The sequence below is a fragment of the Streptomyces sp. NEAU-W12 genome (genome assembly GCF_026242095.1).
GTDB lineage: Bacteria > Actinomycetota > Actinomycetes > Streptomycetales > Streptomycetaceae > Streptomyces.
The window spans coordinates 106,482-121,384 of the sequence record NZ_JAPJDM010000018.1 but is presented as its reverse complement, the minus strand read 5'-3'; the positions used below and the strand labels follow the sequence as shown (position 1 = coordinate 121,384).

Sequence of the window (14,903 nt, the reverse complement as noted above, 5' to 3'; positions counted from 1 at the left end):
TCAGGCGAGGCTGACGTGCAGGCGTACCGTCGTACTGTCCTGTCCGGTGTGGACTTCGAGCAGGTCGCACAGTTGACGCACCACCCACATGCCGTGCCCGCGTTGCTGCTGTGGGTCGGGCGGGAGGTAGCCCAGGTACCAGTCCGTCTTGTTGCGGCCGGTGCTGGTGACGTCGCACACGATGCGCCGGCCCGCGCGGTGGACCGTTATGTGCCCCGTGCCTCCGCCGTGCTGGACGGCGTTGGTGGCGACCTCGTTGACCGCGAACACGAGACGCTGGGTACCGTCGGCGGACAGGCCCATCTCGGCAGCGGTTTCGGCGACTGTGGAACGCACTGCTGAAAGGTCGGCTCCGAAGTGCATGAAGGCTTCCTCTCCTTCCCCGGCCACGGGCGCGAGCGGCCGATGCCAGCTGTTGTCGGTGGCGGGGTCCGCATAGCTGTCGCTGGGGCGGGCGGATGCCGCCACGGCCAGGTGCGGGTGGGTACGCCGGGCGTCGGCCACGATGCTCTCGGGCAGGACCCGGGTGTCGTACGGGCAGATGATCCAGGCCGGGCAGTGGGCGAAGGCGACGTTGATCGCGGATTCGTAGCGGGTCCACTCCGTCGTCTCCAGCGTGTCCCTGCCGTGCCAGACCGGCTCGCCGATGACGCGTACCCGCTGGTGCCGCCCCGTGCCGGTGCGCTGGCCGACGTACCGGTGGTAGGCGCCGAGGGTGCGTCCGGGCGCCCGGTACCACTCGTCGGCGTCGATGAGCTCGACCTGCCCGGACGCGTCCCCGAGTGCTTGTCGCAGCAGGTCGATGTTGGCGGGGGTGGTCACCGCCAGCACGGCGTCCCGCTGCTCGAGGCCCTCGAGGCAGAAGGGCACCGCGGTGGCCAGGAATTCCTGGCTGCTGCTGTAGATGAGTCCTTGGTGGGTCAGGCCACCGCCTCGGCGCGGCCGGGGCGGTGCGGTGAGGCGGCCGGTCACGCGAGGACCTCCTGGGCGGTGACGACCAGGGCGGGGGTCTCGTCGAAGCCGACCATGCTGATCACTTGGCAGAGCAAGGGCGCGAGCTCCACGACGTGCAGTCGTCGGCCGTCCTCCAACCGCGCGGCGGCACGGGCCAACACCCGTACGCCGCTCAGGTCGATGAACTCCAGCGCCCGCATGTCCACCTGGATGTCGCCCGGCCAGGCCAGGGCTGTTTCCAGGGCATCGGCGAGGGCGTCCGCGGTGCGGTGGTCCACGCTGCCCACCACGCGCAGGCTGCGGCGTCCTCCCCGGAAGGAGGGCACGAGCCGCAGCGTGCTGTCGTGGTAGAGCGGCTCGGGCTCGACCGCCCCCGGATGACAGCCGTGCAGGTGGTCCAGCTGGTCGGGGCTGAAGCGGCGGGCGTCGTACTGGCAGACGGCGGAGGCCCGCTGGCCGGCGAACACCTGGTTGACCTTGGTCTCGTAATCGGCGAGCCGGTCGGCCCCCGGGACCTGGCGAAGCACCCAGCCCATCTCGCCGCTTACGCGCAAACCGGCATAACCGGCCCTCAGGGACTCCCTGACTTCCTGCCGCAGGGCAGCCACCATGCCGTCGGCGTCGAACGAGCCTGCCGCCAGGTAGCTGTCGTCCGCTGTCGTCACCACGAGCTGGCCCTTCTCCAGAGCCGGGCGGGGATCGGTGCCGGACACGGCCAGCCAGCCGAGGACCTCTTGAGGAGTGAGCTGGTCGGCGAAGTACATGATCCGTTCACCACGGTGCAGGCCGGACGTCAGGTACGCCGTCACCACTCGGCGCTGCTCGGCATCGTCGGTGAACGCCAGACACAAGTGATCACCATGGTCCATGTCCTGGACCCGGCGGTCCGTACCCTCGTACGTGATCACCCCGGCCTCCACCCCTCCCCTGTCGATCCTGCCTGCTCAGGGCATTCCCGTGCCCGTGTTCCGTCATGGCCGGACAACCGTGTACCGGCCACTGTAACCACTGCCGTGGCACGGCGACACGGCGGTCGGTGGGCGTCCGGAGACCGAGCGTGCGGACAAGCGGGGCGCGGGGTCAGCGTCGCAGGGCGGAGACGGCCTCCTGGGTGGTGGCGTGGAAGGTGAACACCTGGTCGAGTCCGACCACCTGGAAGACGCGCATCTGGTCCGGGTTGACGCCGGCGAGGCTGAGGGGTGAGCCGGCTGTCTGTGACCGCTGGTGGGCGGTGAGGAGCACCGTGATTCCAGTGGAGTCGCAGTAGGTCAGCCCGGACAGGTCGAGGATCACACCATGGCTGTCGAAGGGGGCTTCCTTGACGGCCTGGGTCAGGAGCCGGGCACTGTGGTGGTCCAATTCACCCGTCACCTCCAGTACGAAGGGACCGGCGGGAGTGTGTCGCGGGGTGACGGTCAGCAGGTGTTCGGGCTCGGTCACCATTTCTCCAGAGTGCGGGGTTCGGGCTGTGCGGGTACGGACAGGGCGAGCAGCGCGGTGTCGTCGCTGACGCCGTCGCCCAGGCGGTGCAGGAGTGCTTCGACGGAGCCCAGCAATCCGTCGGCGCAGCGGTCCTCGGCGTGGACGCACGTGGAGAGCAGGTGCTGGGTGAGTCCGTCCTCGTCGAGCATGGTGCCATCCGGGGTGCGTGCCTCGGTGAGACCGTCCGTATAGAGCAGGAGGCTCTCACCCGGTGACAACCGCGTGGTGTTCTGTACGAACTGGGGGTCGGGCAGCATGCCCACGAGTTGGCCGCCGGCGGTGGAGATCGGCTCCACCCTTCCGTCGACGCGTACCGCGAGGGCCGAGGGGTGCCCGCCGCCGGCGAGAGTGACGGTGAAGGAACCGTCGGCAAGAGGCTGCAGCACGCCGAAGACCGCCGTGCAGTAGCGGGGGTCGCTGCCTTGGTACTCGCCCTTGAGGACGCTGTCGAGGTTGGACAGCGCGGCGCACGGGTCAGGGTCGTAGATGGCGGCGGCGCGCAAGGTGTAACGGGTCAGAGAGGTCAGTGCGGCTGCCTCGGCGCCCTTGCCGCACACGTCCCCGAGGAAGAAGGCCCAGCGGCCGTCGTCGAGGGGGAACAGGTCGTAGAAGTCGCCGCCGACCTCGTGCGGGGAGGCCGTGTGGTAGGCGGCTGCCGTCTGCAGGCCGGGGACCGTCGGCAGGGCCGGGGGCAGCAGGGTGCGCTGCAGGGTCCGGGCGAGGCGTTCGGCTTCAGTGCGCCGGTCGCGTTCGGCGGCGACCGTGCGGATGGCCGACAGACGCAGCTCGAGTTCGTCCATGACCAGCGCGGCCAGGTCCTGCAGGGCGTCGAGTTGGACATCGGTCGGCTTGCGCGGTCGGGTGTCGAGGACGTCGACCGTGCCCAGACGCTGTCCGTCGGCCGTGGTGATGGGAGCGGCGGCGTAGAAGCGGACGCCGATGTCGCCCTTAACGAGGGGGTCGGCGAGCGCGCGGGCATCGGTCGCGGCGTCGGTGACCACATAGGGTTCGCCGTGGAGGATGGCGGAGGAACACAGGCCCGGATCGCGGCGTATCTGCGTGACGCCGGTCAGTCCGTAGGCGGCCTTGAACCACACCCGGTCGGTGTCCACGATCGCCACCGTGGCCATGGGCGCGTCGAATATCCGGGCAGCGAGGCCCGCGATCCTGTCGAACGCGCCGTCCGGCGGCGTGTCCAGGATCTGGTAGCGCCGGACCGCGTCGAGGCGACTTCCCTCGTCGGACGCCCGTGGCAGGGGGACCTGCAAAGGACTTGCCGCCACCCTTACCGCTCCCTGTCGTGCGTCCGTCGTGATACTGCCTGCGGCGAGGGCCTGCGGCAGCCTGGCCTATCCTACGAAGCTGGCAGCACCCGCGGGCAAGTCCGGCAGCGGCGACCCCGTGGAACAAGGTCGTCCGGCTGTGTCCGTACGTGCTGTATTCCGAGGTGACGCCAGTGCTGTCCGTCATGAGGCGCGGCAACCGGTGCGGCGGTGTGGTGAGGGTGTGAGGGGAAGGGTGTCCGGTGGAGCGTTCGCAAGACGCTGAACACGAGCCGGTGGTCACGGCCGGTTCCGGCGTGTTCACCGCCGAGGCGGAGGTCGGCCGGGACCTCGCCGCGGTGGACTGGGCGTCGACCCCGCTGGGTCCTCCTGCCCAGTGGCCGCAGAGTCTGCAGACGGCGGTCAGCATCTTGCTGTCGACGCGGTTCTCCATGTGGATGGCATGGGGCCCGGAACTGACGTTCTTCTGCAACGCGGCCTACCGACGGGACACGCTGGGCCGCAAGTACCCCTGGGCGCTGGGCCGGCCGGCGAGTGAGGTGTGGGCGGAGATCTGGGACGACATCGGCCCCCGGATCGATACCGTGATGACCACGGGACGGGCGACCTGGGACGAAGGCCTGCTCCTGTTCCTGGAGCGGTCCGGTTACACGGAGGAGAGCTACCACACCTTCTCGTACAGTCCGCTGCGCGACGACGACGGCGCGGTGGTCGGCATGCTCTGCGTGGTCAGCGAGGAGACCGAGCGGGTCATCGGTGAGCGGCGGATGGCGACGCTGCGCGACCTGGGATCCGATCCCAGCGTGGTTCGCACCGAACAGGAAATGCTGACCTTCGTGGACCAGCAACTGGGCCGCAACCTGCAGGATCTTCCGTTCACGCTGACCTACCTGTTCCAGCCCGACGGCTCCGCGAAGCTCGCGGGCACGACCGGGATGCCCAGCGGACACACGATCGCCCCCGTCACCCTGCCCGTTTCCGGTTCCGGCGACGTCTGGCCGGTGGAGGAGCCGGCTCGTGGGGAATCCGTGCTCGTGTCGCTCGATGGCGCCCCGTTCCTCGGCCTGCCGGCAGGAGGCTGGTCCGAGCCGCCCGCACAGGCGCTGGTGGTGCCGTTGCAGCAGTCGGGCAGCGCACCGTACGGATTTCTGGTGACCGGACTGAACCGGTACCGCGTGCTGGACGAGGGCTACCGCGGATTCATCGAGCTGGTCGCCGGTCACCTCTCGGCCGGTATCGCCAGCGCCCGCAGCTATGAGGAGCAGCAGCGGCGGGCGGAGGACCTGGCCGAACTGGACCGGGCCAAGACCACCTTCTTCTCCAACATCAGCCACGAGTTCCGCACCCCGCTCACCCTGATCACGGGACCGGTGGAGGAACTGCGCGCCCGCCTGGCAGACGCCGGGGCGCCGGTGCGAGAGGAACTGGACGCAATCCACCGCAACGCGCTGCGGCTGGGCAAGCTCGTCAACTCGCTGCTGGACTTCTCCCGTATCGAGGCCGGCCGGATGCAGGCGCGCTACGAACCGGTCGACTTGGCCGAGGTCACAGCGGAGCTGGCCAGCGTGTTCCGATCCGCCATCGACAAGGCCGGTCTGGAATTCGACATCGCATGCTCTCCGTCGGCGGAAGAGGTGTACATCGACCGCGGCATGTGGGAAAAGGTGATCCTCAACCTGCTCAGCAACGCACTGAAGTTCACCTTCACCGGCTCGATCCGCGTCACCGTCCACACCGAGGACACCCACGCGGTCGTCGAGGTCGCCGACACGGGCATCGGTGTGCCCGCGGAGGAGATGCCCCGGCTGTTCGAACGATTCCACCGGATCGAGACCGCCCGCTCCCGCTCCACCGAGGGCAGTGGCATCGGACTGGCCCTGGTCAAGGAACTGGTCGCCCTGCACGGCGGTACGATCACCGCCGACAGTGCCGAAGGCGAGGGCACCTGCTTCACCATCCGCGTGCCGCTCGGCGCGGCTCACCTCCCCTCCGAAGCTCTCGTGCCGGCCGAGGTCAGCCGTGTGGCGTCTGCCGCCGACCCCTATCTGCTGGAAGTGCTGCGCTGGCTGCCGGACGAGGCGGCCGGCGCCGACGAGCAGACAGCTGCCACAGTGGCTGACGCCGGAGCGCAGGGACACACCTCTGGTCCGGTTGCGTCGGCGCGGGTTCTGGTCGCCGACGACAACGCCGACATGCGCGAGTACCTCACCCGCCTCCTGCACGGCGGCGGATACCGGGTCGACACCGTCAACGACGGCCTGGCGGCCCTGCAGGCCGTCCGAGCGGACGCTCCCGATCTGGTGATCAGCGACGTCATGATGCCCGGCCTCGACGGCCTCACACTGGTGACGACGTTGCGCACCGACCCTCGGACTTCCTCCGTGCCGGTGCTGCTGCTGTCCGCCAGGGCCGGGCAGGAGGCGTCCATCGAGGGGCTCCAGGCGGGAGCCGACGACTATCTCGTCAAGCCGTTCGCCGCGGCCGAACTCCTCGCACGGGTGCGGGCCAACGTCGAGCTGGCGCGGCTGCGCAATCACCAGGCGCGCTGGCGCACCGCGCTGATCGACTCCCTTCAGGAGGCTTTCTTCGTCTGCGACGAGGAAGGTGCCGTCGTCGAGATCAACGCGGCCTTCACCGACATCCTCGGCTACGGATCCGAGGGCCTGCCCTACTCGCCGGTGCACCCCTGGTGGCCGGACGCCGACACCGACCCCGAAGCGCACCACCAGGTCTCCGAAGCCTTCGCTCAACTGCTGGGCAATCCCAAGGGCTCCTACACCATCCCGGTCAGCCATCGCGACGGGCACCGGTTGTGGGTGACCGCCAACTTCAACCAGGCCCACGACCCCGACACCGGACGCCAGGTCACCGTCGGCACCTTCCGCGACGTCACCGCCGAGCACTACGCAATCCAGCGCAAGAGCGCCCAGGCCGCCCTGAGCATGCGGCTCACCCAGGCGACCAGCCTGCCGGAAGCGCTGACAGGAGTCCTGGCCGAGCTGAAGCACCTGTGGCGTGCCCAACGCGTACTGGCGGTCGTCGCCGCAACCGGTCAGGAAGCGTCCGTGACCGCGACCGATGCCGATCTGCGCTGGCAGGACCTGCCTGCCGACCGCCGGGACAAACTCACCGCCTGGCTCGACCAGCCCCCGCTCACTCAGGTTGACGACGACACGGGTGCAGCCATCACCGTCAACCACCCCGAAGGGGCCATGGTGGTGTGGATCGACCTCGGGGACCATCGCCCCTTCACCGATGAGGACCAACTGCTGCTCTCCCTGCTGGCCGGCCAGCTCGCCCAGGGGCTGGCCCGCGCCCATCAGATCGACCAGCAGCGCGAGACGGCCATCGCCCTGCAACGAGCCATCCTCGGCCCGTCCAACCTGCCCGACGGCTTCGCCGTCCGTTACGAGCCCGCCACCCGGCCCCTGGAAGTCGGAGGCGACTGGTACGACATCGTCCGGCTCCAGGACGGACGCATCGGCATCGTCGTCGGCGACTGCGTCGGACGCGGTCTCGAAGCCGCCACCGTCATGGGCCAACTGCGCAGCGCCTGCCGCGCCCTGCTCCTCCAGGACGCCAACCCCGCCCGGACCCTCATGGCCCTGGACCGTTTCGCCGCAGGCGTCCCCGGCGCGATGTGCACCACCGTCTTCTGCGCGGTCCTCGACCCCGAGACCGGCCACCTCGCCTACTCCAGCGCCGGGCACCCGCCGGGCATCCTCACCCACCCCGACGGCACCACCCTGTTCCTGGACGAAGGACGGTCCATCCCTCTGGCCGTACGCCCGGGCAAGCACCGTCCCGAAGGCGCTTGCACCGTGCCCGCACGCGCCACCCTCCTGCTGTATACCGACGGCCTCGTGGAACGTCGGCGCCGCCCGCTGACCGTCGGCATCGGCCAGGCCGGCCAGGCCATCAAGGACGGCCGCAACGCAGCCGTCGACGACCTCGCCACCCAGGTCATGACACGGCTTGCACCCACCGACGGCTACGACGACGACGTGGCTCTTCTGCTTTACCGGCACCCGGCACCGCTGGACGTGGCTTTCCCGGCGGAGTCGTCACAGCTTGCGCCGGTCCGCAAGGCCCTGCGCAGCTGGCTCGACCAGTGTGAGCTTCCACCTCATACCGCCCAGAACATCCTGGTGGCGGCGGGAGAAGCCTGCGCCAACGCCATCGAGCACGGGCACCGCGACGCCCCCGGAGACACGATCCGGCTACGCGCGGAAGCCCTCGTCGACGATCTTCGCCTGACCGTCGCCGACACGGGCCGGTGGAAGACACCCCGGCCTGACCTCAACACCCACCGTGGGCGAGGCGTGGCCCTGATGCGCGCTCTGATGCAGCAGGTCACCATCACCTCCGGCGCGGCCGGGACCACCGTCGACATGCATACGAGGATCGCCTGATGACCACCCCGCTCACTCTCACCCCCAGTCGGCGTTCCGATGGTGCAACCCTGCTGACGGTCGTCGGTGAAATCGACATGAGCAACACCGATGCCCTGGCCGCGGCCATCGAGACGACCGACGGCCCTCTCGTCATCGACCTCACGGCCGTCGAGTACCTCGACAGCGCCGGCCTGAGCGTGCTGTTCACTCACACCGACCGCATCGAGCTCATCGCCACCCCCCTGCTGGCCCCGGTCCTGAACATTTCAGGGCTTGCCGACCTGACCACCGTTCACGGCCTCGACACGCCTGAGAGCTGAGCCCGGTCACGAGCGGCAGACGGAACAGGAAATGTCTCACCAGGGGGAAAGGGGGTAGCCGGGAGACCCGAACACCAACGCTCACAGGTGAGGAGCCACTGTGTCGTCCCATGATGTCGTCGAACTCATCCTGCGGGACCACCGCCGCATGGAAGACCTCTTCCGCACCATGCGCAACGTGGAGGCCGACCGCGCCACCGCCCTCGCGGAGTTCGCGGACCTGCTCGTCGCGCACGCCTCGGCCGAGGAGGACAAGGTCTACCCGGCCCTACGACGCTACAAGAACGTGGACGGCGACGAAGTCGACCACGGTGTGCACGAACACCAGGAGGGAAACGAGGCACTGCTTGCTCTGCTGGAAGTGGAAGACACCGCTTCGCAGGAATGGGAGGACAAGCTCGAAGAGCTTGTCACGGCGGTCAACCACCACATGGACGAGGAAGAGCGGACCGTCCTCAACGACGCCCGCGAAAACGTGGCCGACGATCGCCGTGCTCAGCTCGGGACGGCGTTCCGTGAAGCGCGCGCAAGGTACCTGGAGACCGACTGCGGCAGCGTGGAGAACGTACGCAAGCTGGTGGCGGGGTAGCGGCTCACAGCCGTCGCCACGTGCGCGCGGTGTGCCAGCGGCAAGCCCTGAAGGGCGTTTCCTCCCGTTCTCTCCTCCTGGACCGCCGGGTCGCTCATGGTTCATGCGCCGCGCCGTGTCGGGAGGTTCAGTGGCGAGCCTGCGGGGCATGAGGCTGATCGTCGAGACCCGGATCATGGTTTCGGGCCGGTGCGGGTGGGCTTCGTAGGCGCGGGCCAGGTGCCGGTGGTTCATGAGCCGCCCCGGAGTCCGCTCGACGTCCCAACGGTGGGGCAGAACAGTGAACCCCCTGGTTGTGGGATCGCGGCGGACGGCACGCATGTCGATGCCCAGGGCGGCGGCGTGCTCGACGAGGTGCCTGCGGTAACCGCCGTCGACCCAGGTCTCGCGGACGGTGGGTTGCTCGGCGGCGACCCGTTCGATGAGGGTCCGGCCGGCGATCGCGTCCTGCCTCCCGGCCGCGGTGACCAGCCGGGAGTCGATGACGCTCGCGGTAACGATCGGCAGGTGGGGTTTGTCCGGGGTCAGTGACCCCTGCGCACTCGGGCCGCCGCCCGGGCCTCCGCCGCCTTGCGGGCCTCGGCGGCCTTGCGGGACTCCTTGACGGGACGGCCCGGACGGCTGCCGAGGCCGCGGAAGGGCACATTGCCGCTGTTGGCCTTCGTCCCAGCCGGCGGTCGCTTCGCACCGGTGATGGCGGTCAGCGTCGCCTCGCCGGAGCGGACCGGGGTGACGGTCGGCCGGATACCGGCATCGGACATCATCCGGTTCACCTCACGCCGCTGGGCGGCAGTGACCAGGGTGACCACGGTCCCGGACTGTCCGGCCCGCGCTGTGCGCCCGCCGCGGTGCAGGTAGTCCTTGGGGTCGGTCGGCGGATCGACGTTGACGACGAGGTCGAGCGCGTCGATGTGAATGCCCCGCGCCGCGACGTTGGTAGCCACCAGCACGGTGATGTCACCGTCCGCGAACCGGGCAAGCGTGTGTGTGCGCTGCGGCTGCGACTTGCCGCTGTGCAGGGCGCCGGCCCGCACACCGCCGGCCCGCAGATGACGTGTGAACTGGTCGACGCCCGCCTTGGTGTCCAGGAACATCAGCACCCGGCCGTCCCGAGCGGCGATCTCGGTCGCCGTGGCGTACTTGTCGGCGAGATGAACGGTCAGGACGTGATGGTCCATGGTGCTCACCGAGCCCGCCCCGGGGTCGACCGACGCGTGGACCGGGTCGTTCAGATGACTCCGCACCAACTGCTCGACGTGACGGTCGAGCGTGGCCGAGAACAGAAGCCGCTGCCCGTCGGAGGGGACCTGTTCCAGAATGTCCGAGACCTGCGGCAGAAACCCCAGGTCGCACATCTGATCCGCCTCGTCCAGCACCGTGATCCGAACGTGGTTCAGATGGCAGTCCCGGCGCGAGACGAGGTCGGCCAGTCGCCCCGGCGTCGCGACGACCACATCGGCGCCGCTCCGCAGCTCCGCCACCTGCCGGTTGATGGACAGCCCGCCGACCACCGTCGCCAGCCGTACGTTCAGCGTCCGCGCGTACGGCACCAGGGCGTCGCTCACCTGCTGGGCGAGCTCCCGGGTCGGCACCAGGACCAGCGCGAGCGGCCGCTTCGCCTCCGCCCGCCGGCCCGCCGTCCGGACGAGCAGAGCGAGACCGAAGGCCAGCGTCTTGCCGGATCCCGTCCGTGCCCGTCCGAGGACGTCCCGGCCGGCCAGCGCGACGGGCAGCGTCGCCGCCTGAATGGGGAACGGTTTCGTCACCCCGAGCCGTCCCATTGTCTCCACCAGGTCCGGCGGCAGCCCGAACGCGTCGAAGGACGCGGCCCGGGTCACCTCCGGCGACGCTGTCACTCGCGGGAACGTGTCACCCCTGGAGAGTCCGGAGGCCGACGGCTTCGCGTTCATGAGGCACCTTCCTGATCTGGCGCCCGGAACGCACCGGGGTCCGTACCGAACGGTACGGACCCCGGTGCGATGAAGCGCGGACACAGCTTATCAGCGGCCCGGAACGCACCTCCGGCACTGTTTTCTCCAGCTTCGCCGACGCCCACACCCTTCGTCTCTTCGTCCCCTCCCCGGTGCGCGGTCGGTCCGGCTGCCGTGGTGGCGGTGACCGCGTGGAGTAGTACGAGACCATCGCATGGAAAGGCGCGCCCCCGCGCAGCGATGACGCAGGTCCGGCCCCTCTCGTGAAGGGCTCATGGGCGTCAGTTCGTCCCGGGGTGCTTGCCGGGCCCCTCGGCGCCGGGGGACAACGGAGTGGGTGACAGGGCGGTGTCTTCCTCGCCGGGCTCCAGAAGTGTGTCGGCGGCGCCGACGATGAGGGGGTCGGGCGTGCCGACCGCCTCGCCGTCCTTGCTGGCGTAGTCGATGCGCGACAGCAGACTGCGCATGGTCTCCAGTCGGGCGCGCCTTTTGTCGTTGCTCTTGACGACGGTCCAGGGGGCGTGGGCGGTGTCCGTGGCGCGGAACATGTCGACCTTCGCCTCGGTGTAGTCGTCCCAGAGGTCCAGTGACGCCAGGTCGGTGGGCGAGAGCTTCCACTGGCGCACCGGGTCGACCTGTCGGATCGCGAAGCGCGTGCGCTGCTCGGAGCGGGACACGGAGAACCAGAACTTCACCAGCAGGATGCCGTCGTCGACCAGCATCCGCTCGAAGGCGGGGCACTGGTCGAGGAACAGTTTGTACTCGTCCTTGGAGCAATATCCCATCACGCGCTCCACGCCGGCCCGGTTGTACCAGGAGCGGTCGAAGAAGACGATCTCACCGGCAGTCGGCAGATGCGCGATGTGCCGCTGGAAGTACCACTGGCCCGCCTCGCGTTCGGAGGGCTTGTCCAGGGCGACCACGCGTGCGCCACGCGGGTTGAGCCGCTCGGTGAGCCGCTGGATCGTGCCGCCCTTGCCCGCCGCGTCACGCCCCTCGCACACGACGACCAGGCGTGTGCCGGTGTCCTTGACCCACCGCTGGAGCTTGAGCAGCTCGATCTGCAGGATGCGCTTGGTCCGCTCGTACTCCCTGCGGCCCACCTTGCGGTCGTACGGATGGTTCTCCCGCCACGTCCGGATGGGACGCCCGTCCGTGTCCAGCACGATCGGCTGCTCCCGCCGACGGGCATCCACAGTCAGCCCGTCCAGCAGCTTGTCCGCGTCTTCGGCGTTCGTCACCGGGTTCTCCGCTCAGTTCGCTCAGTGCGCACAGGTGGCCAGAAGGGCATACGACCGCGGGAGCGGCGACCTGCCGAACCACTGCGGCCCACCGCACGCGGACTGGCGTGGAAGGGTTTGCTGAAGAGCCGGGCCAGGATGCCGGGCGCCTTGCCACCGGTCCGCGCCCCGGTACCGAGCGTGCGTGGCGTGCCGCGTTCGGGACGGCGGGAGAGACGGGTGACGAGAAAGGCCAGGACCACACACGGCGATGACGGCGACTACCATGATCGGCTCCCTCTGCTGGTGGACGGACATACGGATGCCCCGCCCCGGCCCACTCATGTGAGCAGCGAAGGCTCCGATCCGGGACGGGCCCGGTCAACCCAGTCCCGCGTCTGGCGGGAGAAACGGTTCACCGTGGGGCACATGACGCACCGGGGTCGGCGTGTGGCGGTCAGCGGCCTGCCGGCCGGGTACCGAGGGCGTACAGCAGTATCGGGAGCGAGCGCTGGAACTCGCGCTTCCAGTACTGGGGTGAGTGCGTTCCCTTGTAGAAGTGCGTGGTCACGTCCGCACCGGTCCTCTGCAGCTGCTGGGCCACCGCCTTCGACTCGCGGTCCATCAGCGTCTCCGTCGGGGAGACCACGTCCTCGGCGAAGGGCTCATCGGGGTCCTCGAGCCCGGGGACGTACTCGTCCTCGAAGCCCGGAGGGTCGAGGACGCCCGCGGTGCCGTCGCCGCTGGAGAGGTAGACCGGGACGGAGCGCAGCTTGTCGGCCAGGTAGTACGGGTCGTGCCGCTTCCAGTTCTCCCGGTTGGTCTCCGGGTCGCCCCAGATGTCCTTCCAGTCGGTGTCCATGAGGTCGGCCTTGTTCAGGTGGTCGACCGCGGTCTCGATCGCGTGGGTGTGCTGCAAGGGGTGCACGTATCCGCTGTAGCTGGCCACGGCCTCAAACATCCACTCGTTGCGCGCGGCGTACGAAAGGGCGCCGAAGCCGCCCTGGGACTCACCGGCGGCCGCGCGCGTCGAGCCCGCACCGTAGTCGCGTTCGAGGATCGGAAGGACCTCCTTGAGGTGGAAGCTCTCGACGGCGGGCGGCCCGTTCTCCCCACCGTTGTGCCAGTCGGTGTAGAAACCGAACATCGGCATCTGCGGCATCACCACGAGCACGTCCCTCAGTTCCGCCACCTCCTGCACCGCGTAGCTCTCCTCTTCCGTCCAGGTCTCGTAGTCGCCGTCGCCGCCCGCCAGCAGGTACAGCACGGGCCACTTCTTGCCGGACTCGCCCCTCTCCCAGCCGTCCGGGGTCAGCAGCCGCACCTTGGCCTCGCCACCCATGGCGGGGGAGTCGACGGTCAGGTCGACGATGCGGGGCGCGACGCGCCTTTCGTCGACGACGTCGGCGTCGGACCCGTGCTGGTCCGGTTCTGAAGGAGCGGCGGCATCCTGGGCCGCGCCCGTCATGAGCATGAGGACGGTGGTGACGAGGGCTGCGCGGGTGTGGGGCTTGTGCAGGGGAGTCATGGGGGTTCCTCGATTCATGGATCGTACGGGTGGTCACGCGCCGAGGGCGCGCAGCTCCCGGTACGGCTGGCCGGCCACAGCGCTCGACGTGAGGGCGTCCAGGCCGAGGACCGTGCGCATGGGGCTGAATTCGTCGACGCCGTTCTGGGCCGAGGAGGCTGCTCACAGGGCAGGGCCGGACGGGCGCAGAACAGCCGCCGACGGCGGTCTTGCCACCGAAGCGTCTGGTGGGCTCTCTCGCCCCGGTCATGTCTACGACGCTAAGGAAGGGGAGAGGTCCGGACGTCCGACGCGGGGAGTCGGCGGCTACTGCGGCGGAAGTAGGCGGGTCGAGCAGGCCGGCACACACCCACCCCGGCCCTGCGCGCCCACGCTTCCCCGCCCTGACCGGTGTGGTTTCTCCCCTCGTCCCGGGCGCGTGAGATTGATCCTGATTTCCGGTGTCGGTCGGTGACCTGCACGTCTGACGGAACGCTCAGCTACGCCTGGAGCGTTGACCTCGATCCTTCGTGACGGTCTGCCGACGGAGTCAGTCGTCCGTTTCGCTGCCTCCCGGAGATCCGCCAGAGGTATGCGGACGTCTTTGTCTTCGGCCGGCTCGGCACCCCCGCGGACATCGCCGACGTGGTGTCGCTCGTGACGAGCGACGAGGCCCGCCGGGTGACCGGCCAGTGATCGACGCCTCCGGCCGCGTCCACCTCGGCGTATGGGACAGCCGCTCACGACCCCGCACCGCACGACCGGTGGCCCCCGCCCCGGCCGTACAGCCGTGCTCCCGGCCGACGGCAGCACTGGAAGATGCCATGACCGACAGCACGTCCGCCGCCCACCGCCTGCGCACCACCGTCGAGCAGGTCGCCTACGAGGAGGCGCCGACCTGACGGCGGGAAGCCAGGGTCGGGCATCCGGGGCGGCGTGCGGCCGCGCAGATCCTGATCTCAGGCACTTCGACCCCAGTCCAGGCGGTCGGCAGGCCGGCGGCGCTGAAGGCGGCCTCCAGCTCGAACTCACCTTTGCGGAGCGTCGTCCCACTCACCGCGACCGCACGTGCGACTGCCCTGACACCGCCGTGCCCCAGCTCCCGGCCCTCAGCCCTCGGCAGCCGTAAGCAGTCGCCCTGCCGCTCGTCCGGATGCGGAAACAACACTGCAGCCCTCGCGGCGAGTTGCCCGCCGGTCTCGTCCGGGACGCGCACACCACGC

11 protein-coding genes and 3 pseudogenes are annotated in these 14,903 nt (G+C 69.5%); 4 read left to right on the top strand and 10 right to left on the bottom strand.

Annotation, left to right across the window (positions count from 1 at the left end; all coding sequences use genetic code 11):
• The 4 genes from ORI94_RS22790 to ORI94_RS22775 all read right to left on the bottom strand — a co-directional run bounded on the left by ORI94_RS22790 (position 1) and on the right by ORI94_RS22775 (position 3,719).
• Positions 1-972, bottom strand: coding sequence for a sensor histidine kinase (locus tag ORI94_RS22790; protein ID WP_266078618.1), 972 nt, complete (start codon positions 970-972; stop codon positions 1-3).
• Entirely contained in the window at positions 969-1,862 is an 894-nt protein-coding gene (locus ORI94_RS22785; protein WP_266078615.1) for an MEDS domain-containing protein, read from the bottom strand. The genes ORI94_RS22790 and ORI94_RS22785 overlap by 4 nt, the downstream gene beginning before the upstream one ends.
• A gap of 172 nt (positions 1,863-2,034) precedes the next feature.
• Positions 2,035-2,394, bottom strand: coding sequence for an STAS domain-containing protein (locus tag ORI94_RS22780; protein ID WP_266078706.1), 360 nt, complete (start codon positions 2,392-2,394; stop codon positions 2,035-2,037).
• Positions 2,391-3,719 (bottom strand): PP2C family protein-serine/threonine phosphatase, encoded by a 1,329-nt coding sequence (locus ORI94_RS22775; RefSeq protein ID WP_266078613.1) that lies wholly within the window; start codon positions 3,717-3,719, stop codon positions 2,391-2,393. Before ORI94_RS22775 ends, ORI94_RS22780 begins: the two co-directional genes overlap by 4 nt.
• Before the next feature lie 242 nt (positions 3,720-3,961).
• Here ORI94_RS22775 and ORI94_RS22770 point away from each other — a divergent pair, with 242 nt between their 5' ends.
• The 3 genes from ORI94_RS22770 to ORI94_RS22760 all read left to right on the top strand — a co-directional run bounded on the left by ORI94_RS22770 (position 3,962) and on the right by ORI94_RS22760 (position 9,022).
• Complete coding sequence (locus ORI94_RS22770; protein WP_266078611.1) at positions 3,962-8,131, top strand: SpoIIE family protein phosphatase; 4,170 nt, start codon at positions 3,962-3,964, stop codon at positions 8,129-8,131.
• On the top strand, positions 8,131-8,433 hold the full coding sequence (locus ORI94_RS22765; protein ID WP_266078609.1) for an STAS domain-containing protein: 303 nt from the start codon (positions 8,131-8,133) through the stop codon (positions 8,431-8,433). The genes ORI94_RS22770 and ORI94_RS22765 overlap by 1 nt, the downstream gene beginning before the upstream one ends.
• Before the next feature lie 100 nt (positions 8,434-8,533).
• Positions 8,534-9,022, top strand: a complete 489-nt coding sequence (locus tag ORI94_RS22760; RefSeq protein ID WP_266078608.1) for a hemerythrin domain-containing protein — start codon at positions 8,534-8,536, stop codon at positions 9,020-9,022.
• A 108-nt stretch (positions 9,023-9,130) separates the two neighbouring features.
• Here ORI94_RS22760 and ORI94_RS35365 read toward each other — a convergent pair.
• The 5 genes and pseudogenes from ORI94_RS35365 to ORI94_RS22740 form a co-directional block, all read right to left on the bottom strand.
• Positions 9,131-9,493: pseudogene (locus tag ORI94_RS35365) on the bottom strand (IS5/IS1182 family transposase); the annotation flags it as partial.
• 53 nt (positions 9,494-9,546) lie between these two features.
• Positions 9,547-10,932 carry a DEAD/DEAH box helicase gene (locus tag ORI94_RS22755; protein ID WP_266078606.1) on the bottom strand — a complete coding sequence of 462 codons (1,386 nt, stop codon included), beginning with the start codon at positions 10,930-10,932 and terminating at the stop codon, positions 9,547-9,549.
• 302 nt (positions 10,933-11,234) lie between these two features.
• The gene (ppk2, locus tag ORI94_RS22750; RefSeq protein ID WP_266078604.1) at positions 11,235-12,194 is read right to left on the bottom strand and encodes a polyphosphate kinase 2; all 960 of its coding nucleotides are present in this window, start codon (positions 12,192-12,194) and stop codon (positions 11,235-11,237) included.
• A complete protein-coding gene (locus ORI94_RS22745; protein ID WP_416237869.1) occupies positions 12,191-12,436 on the bottom strand; it encodes a DUF6411 family protein in 246 nt (81 codons plus the stop codon). The genes ppk2 and ORI94_RS22745 overlap by 4 nt, the downstream gene beginning before the upstream one ends.
• Before the next feature lie 194 nt (positions 12,437-12,630).
• The gene (locus ORI94_RS22740) at positions 12,631-13,701 is read right to left on the bottom strand and encodes an alpha/beta hydrolase (protein ID WP_266078602.1); all 1,071 of its coding nucleotides are present in this window, start codon (positions 13,699-13,701) and stop codon (positions 12,631-12,633) included.
• A 552-nt stretch (positions 13,702-14,253) separates the two neighbouring features.
• On the opposite strand from ORI94_RS22740, the pseudogene ORI94_RS22735 reads away from it, so the two are divergent.
• Positions 14,254-14,408, top strand: a pseudogene (locus ORI94_RS22735) (short-chain dehydrogenase); the annotation flags it as partial.
• Positions 14,409-14,692: 284 nt separating this feature from the next.
• On the opposite strand, the pseudogene ORI94_RS22730 reads toward ORI94_RS22735, so the two are convergent.
• Positions 14,693-14,896, bottom strand: a pseudogene (locus ORI94_RS22730) (ISAzo13 family transposase); the annotation flags it as partial.
• Between the last annotated feature and the right edge of the window lie 7 nt (positions 14,897-14,903).

Excerpts from the sequence above, each read along its gene's own strand:
- ORI94_RS22765 (WP_266078609.1), top strand. The coding sequence starts at position 8,131 with ATGACCACCCCGCTCACTCTCACCCCCAGTCGGCGTTCCGATGGTGCA.
- ORI94_RS22755 (WP_266078606.1), bottom strand. The coding sequence starts at position 10,932 with ATGAACGCGAAGCCGTCGGCCTCCGGACTCTCCAGGGGTGACACGTTC.
- ORI94_RS22740 (WP_266078602.1), bottom strand. The coding sequence starts at position 13,701 with ATGACTCCCCTGCACAAGCCCCACACCCGCGCAGCCCTCGTCACCACC.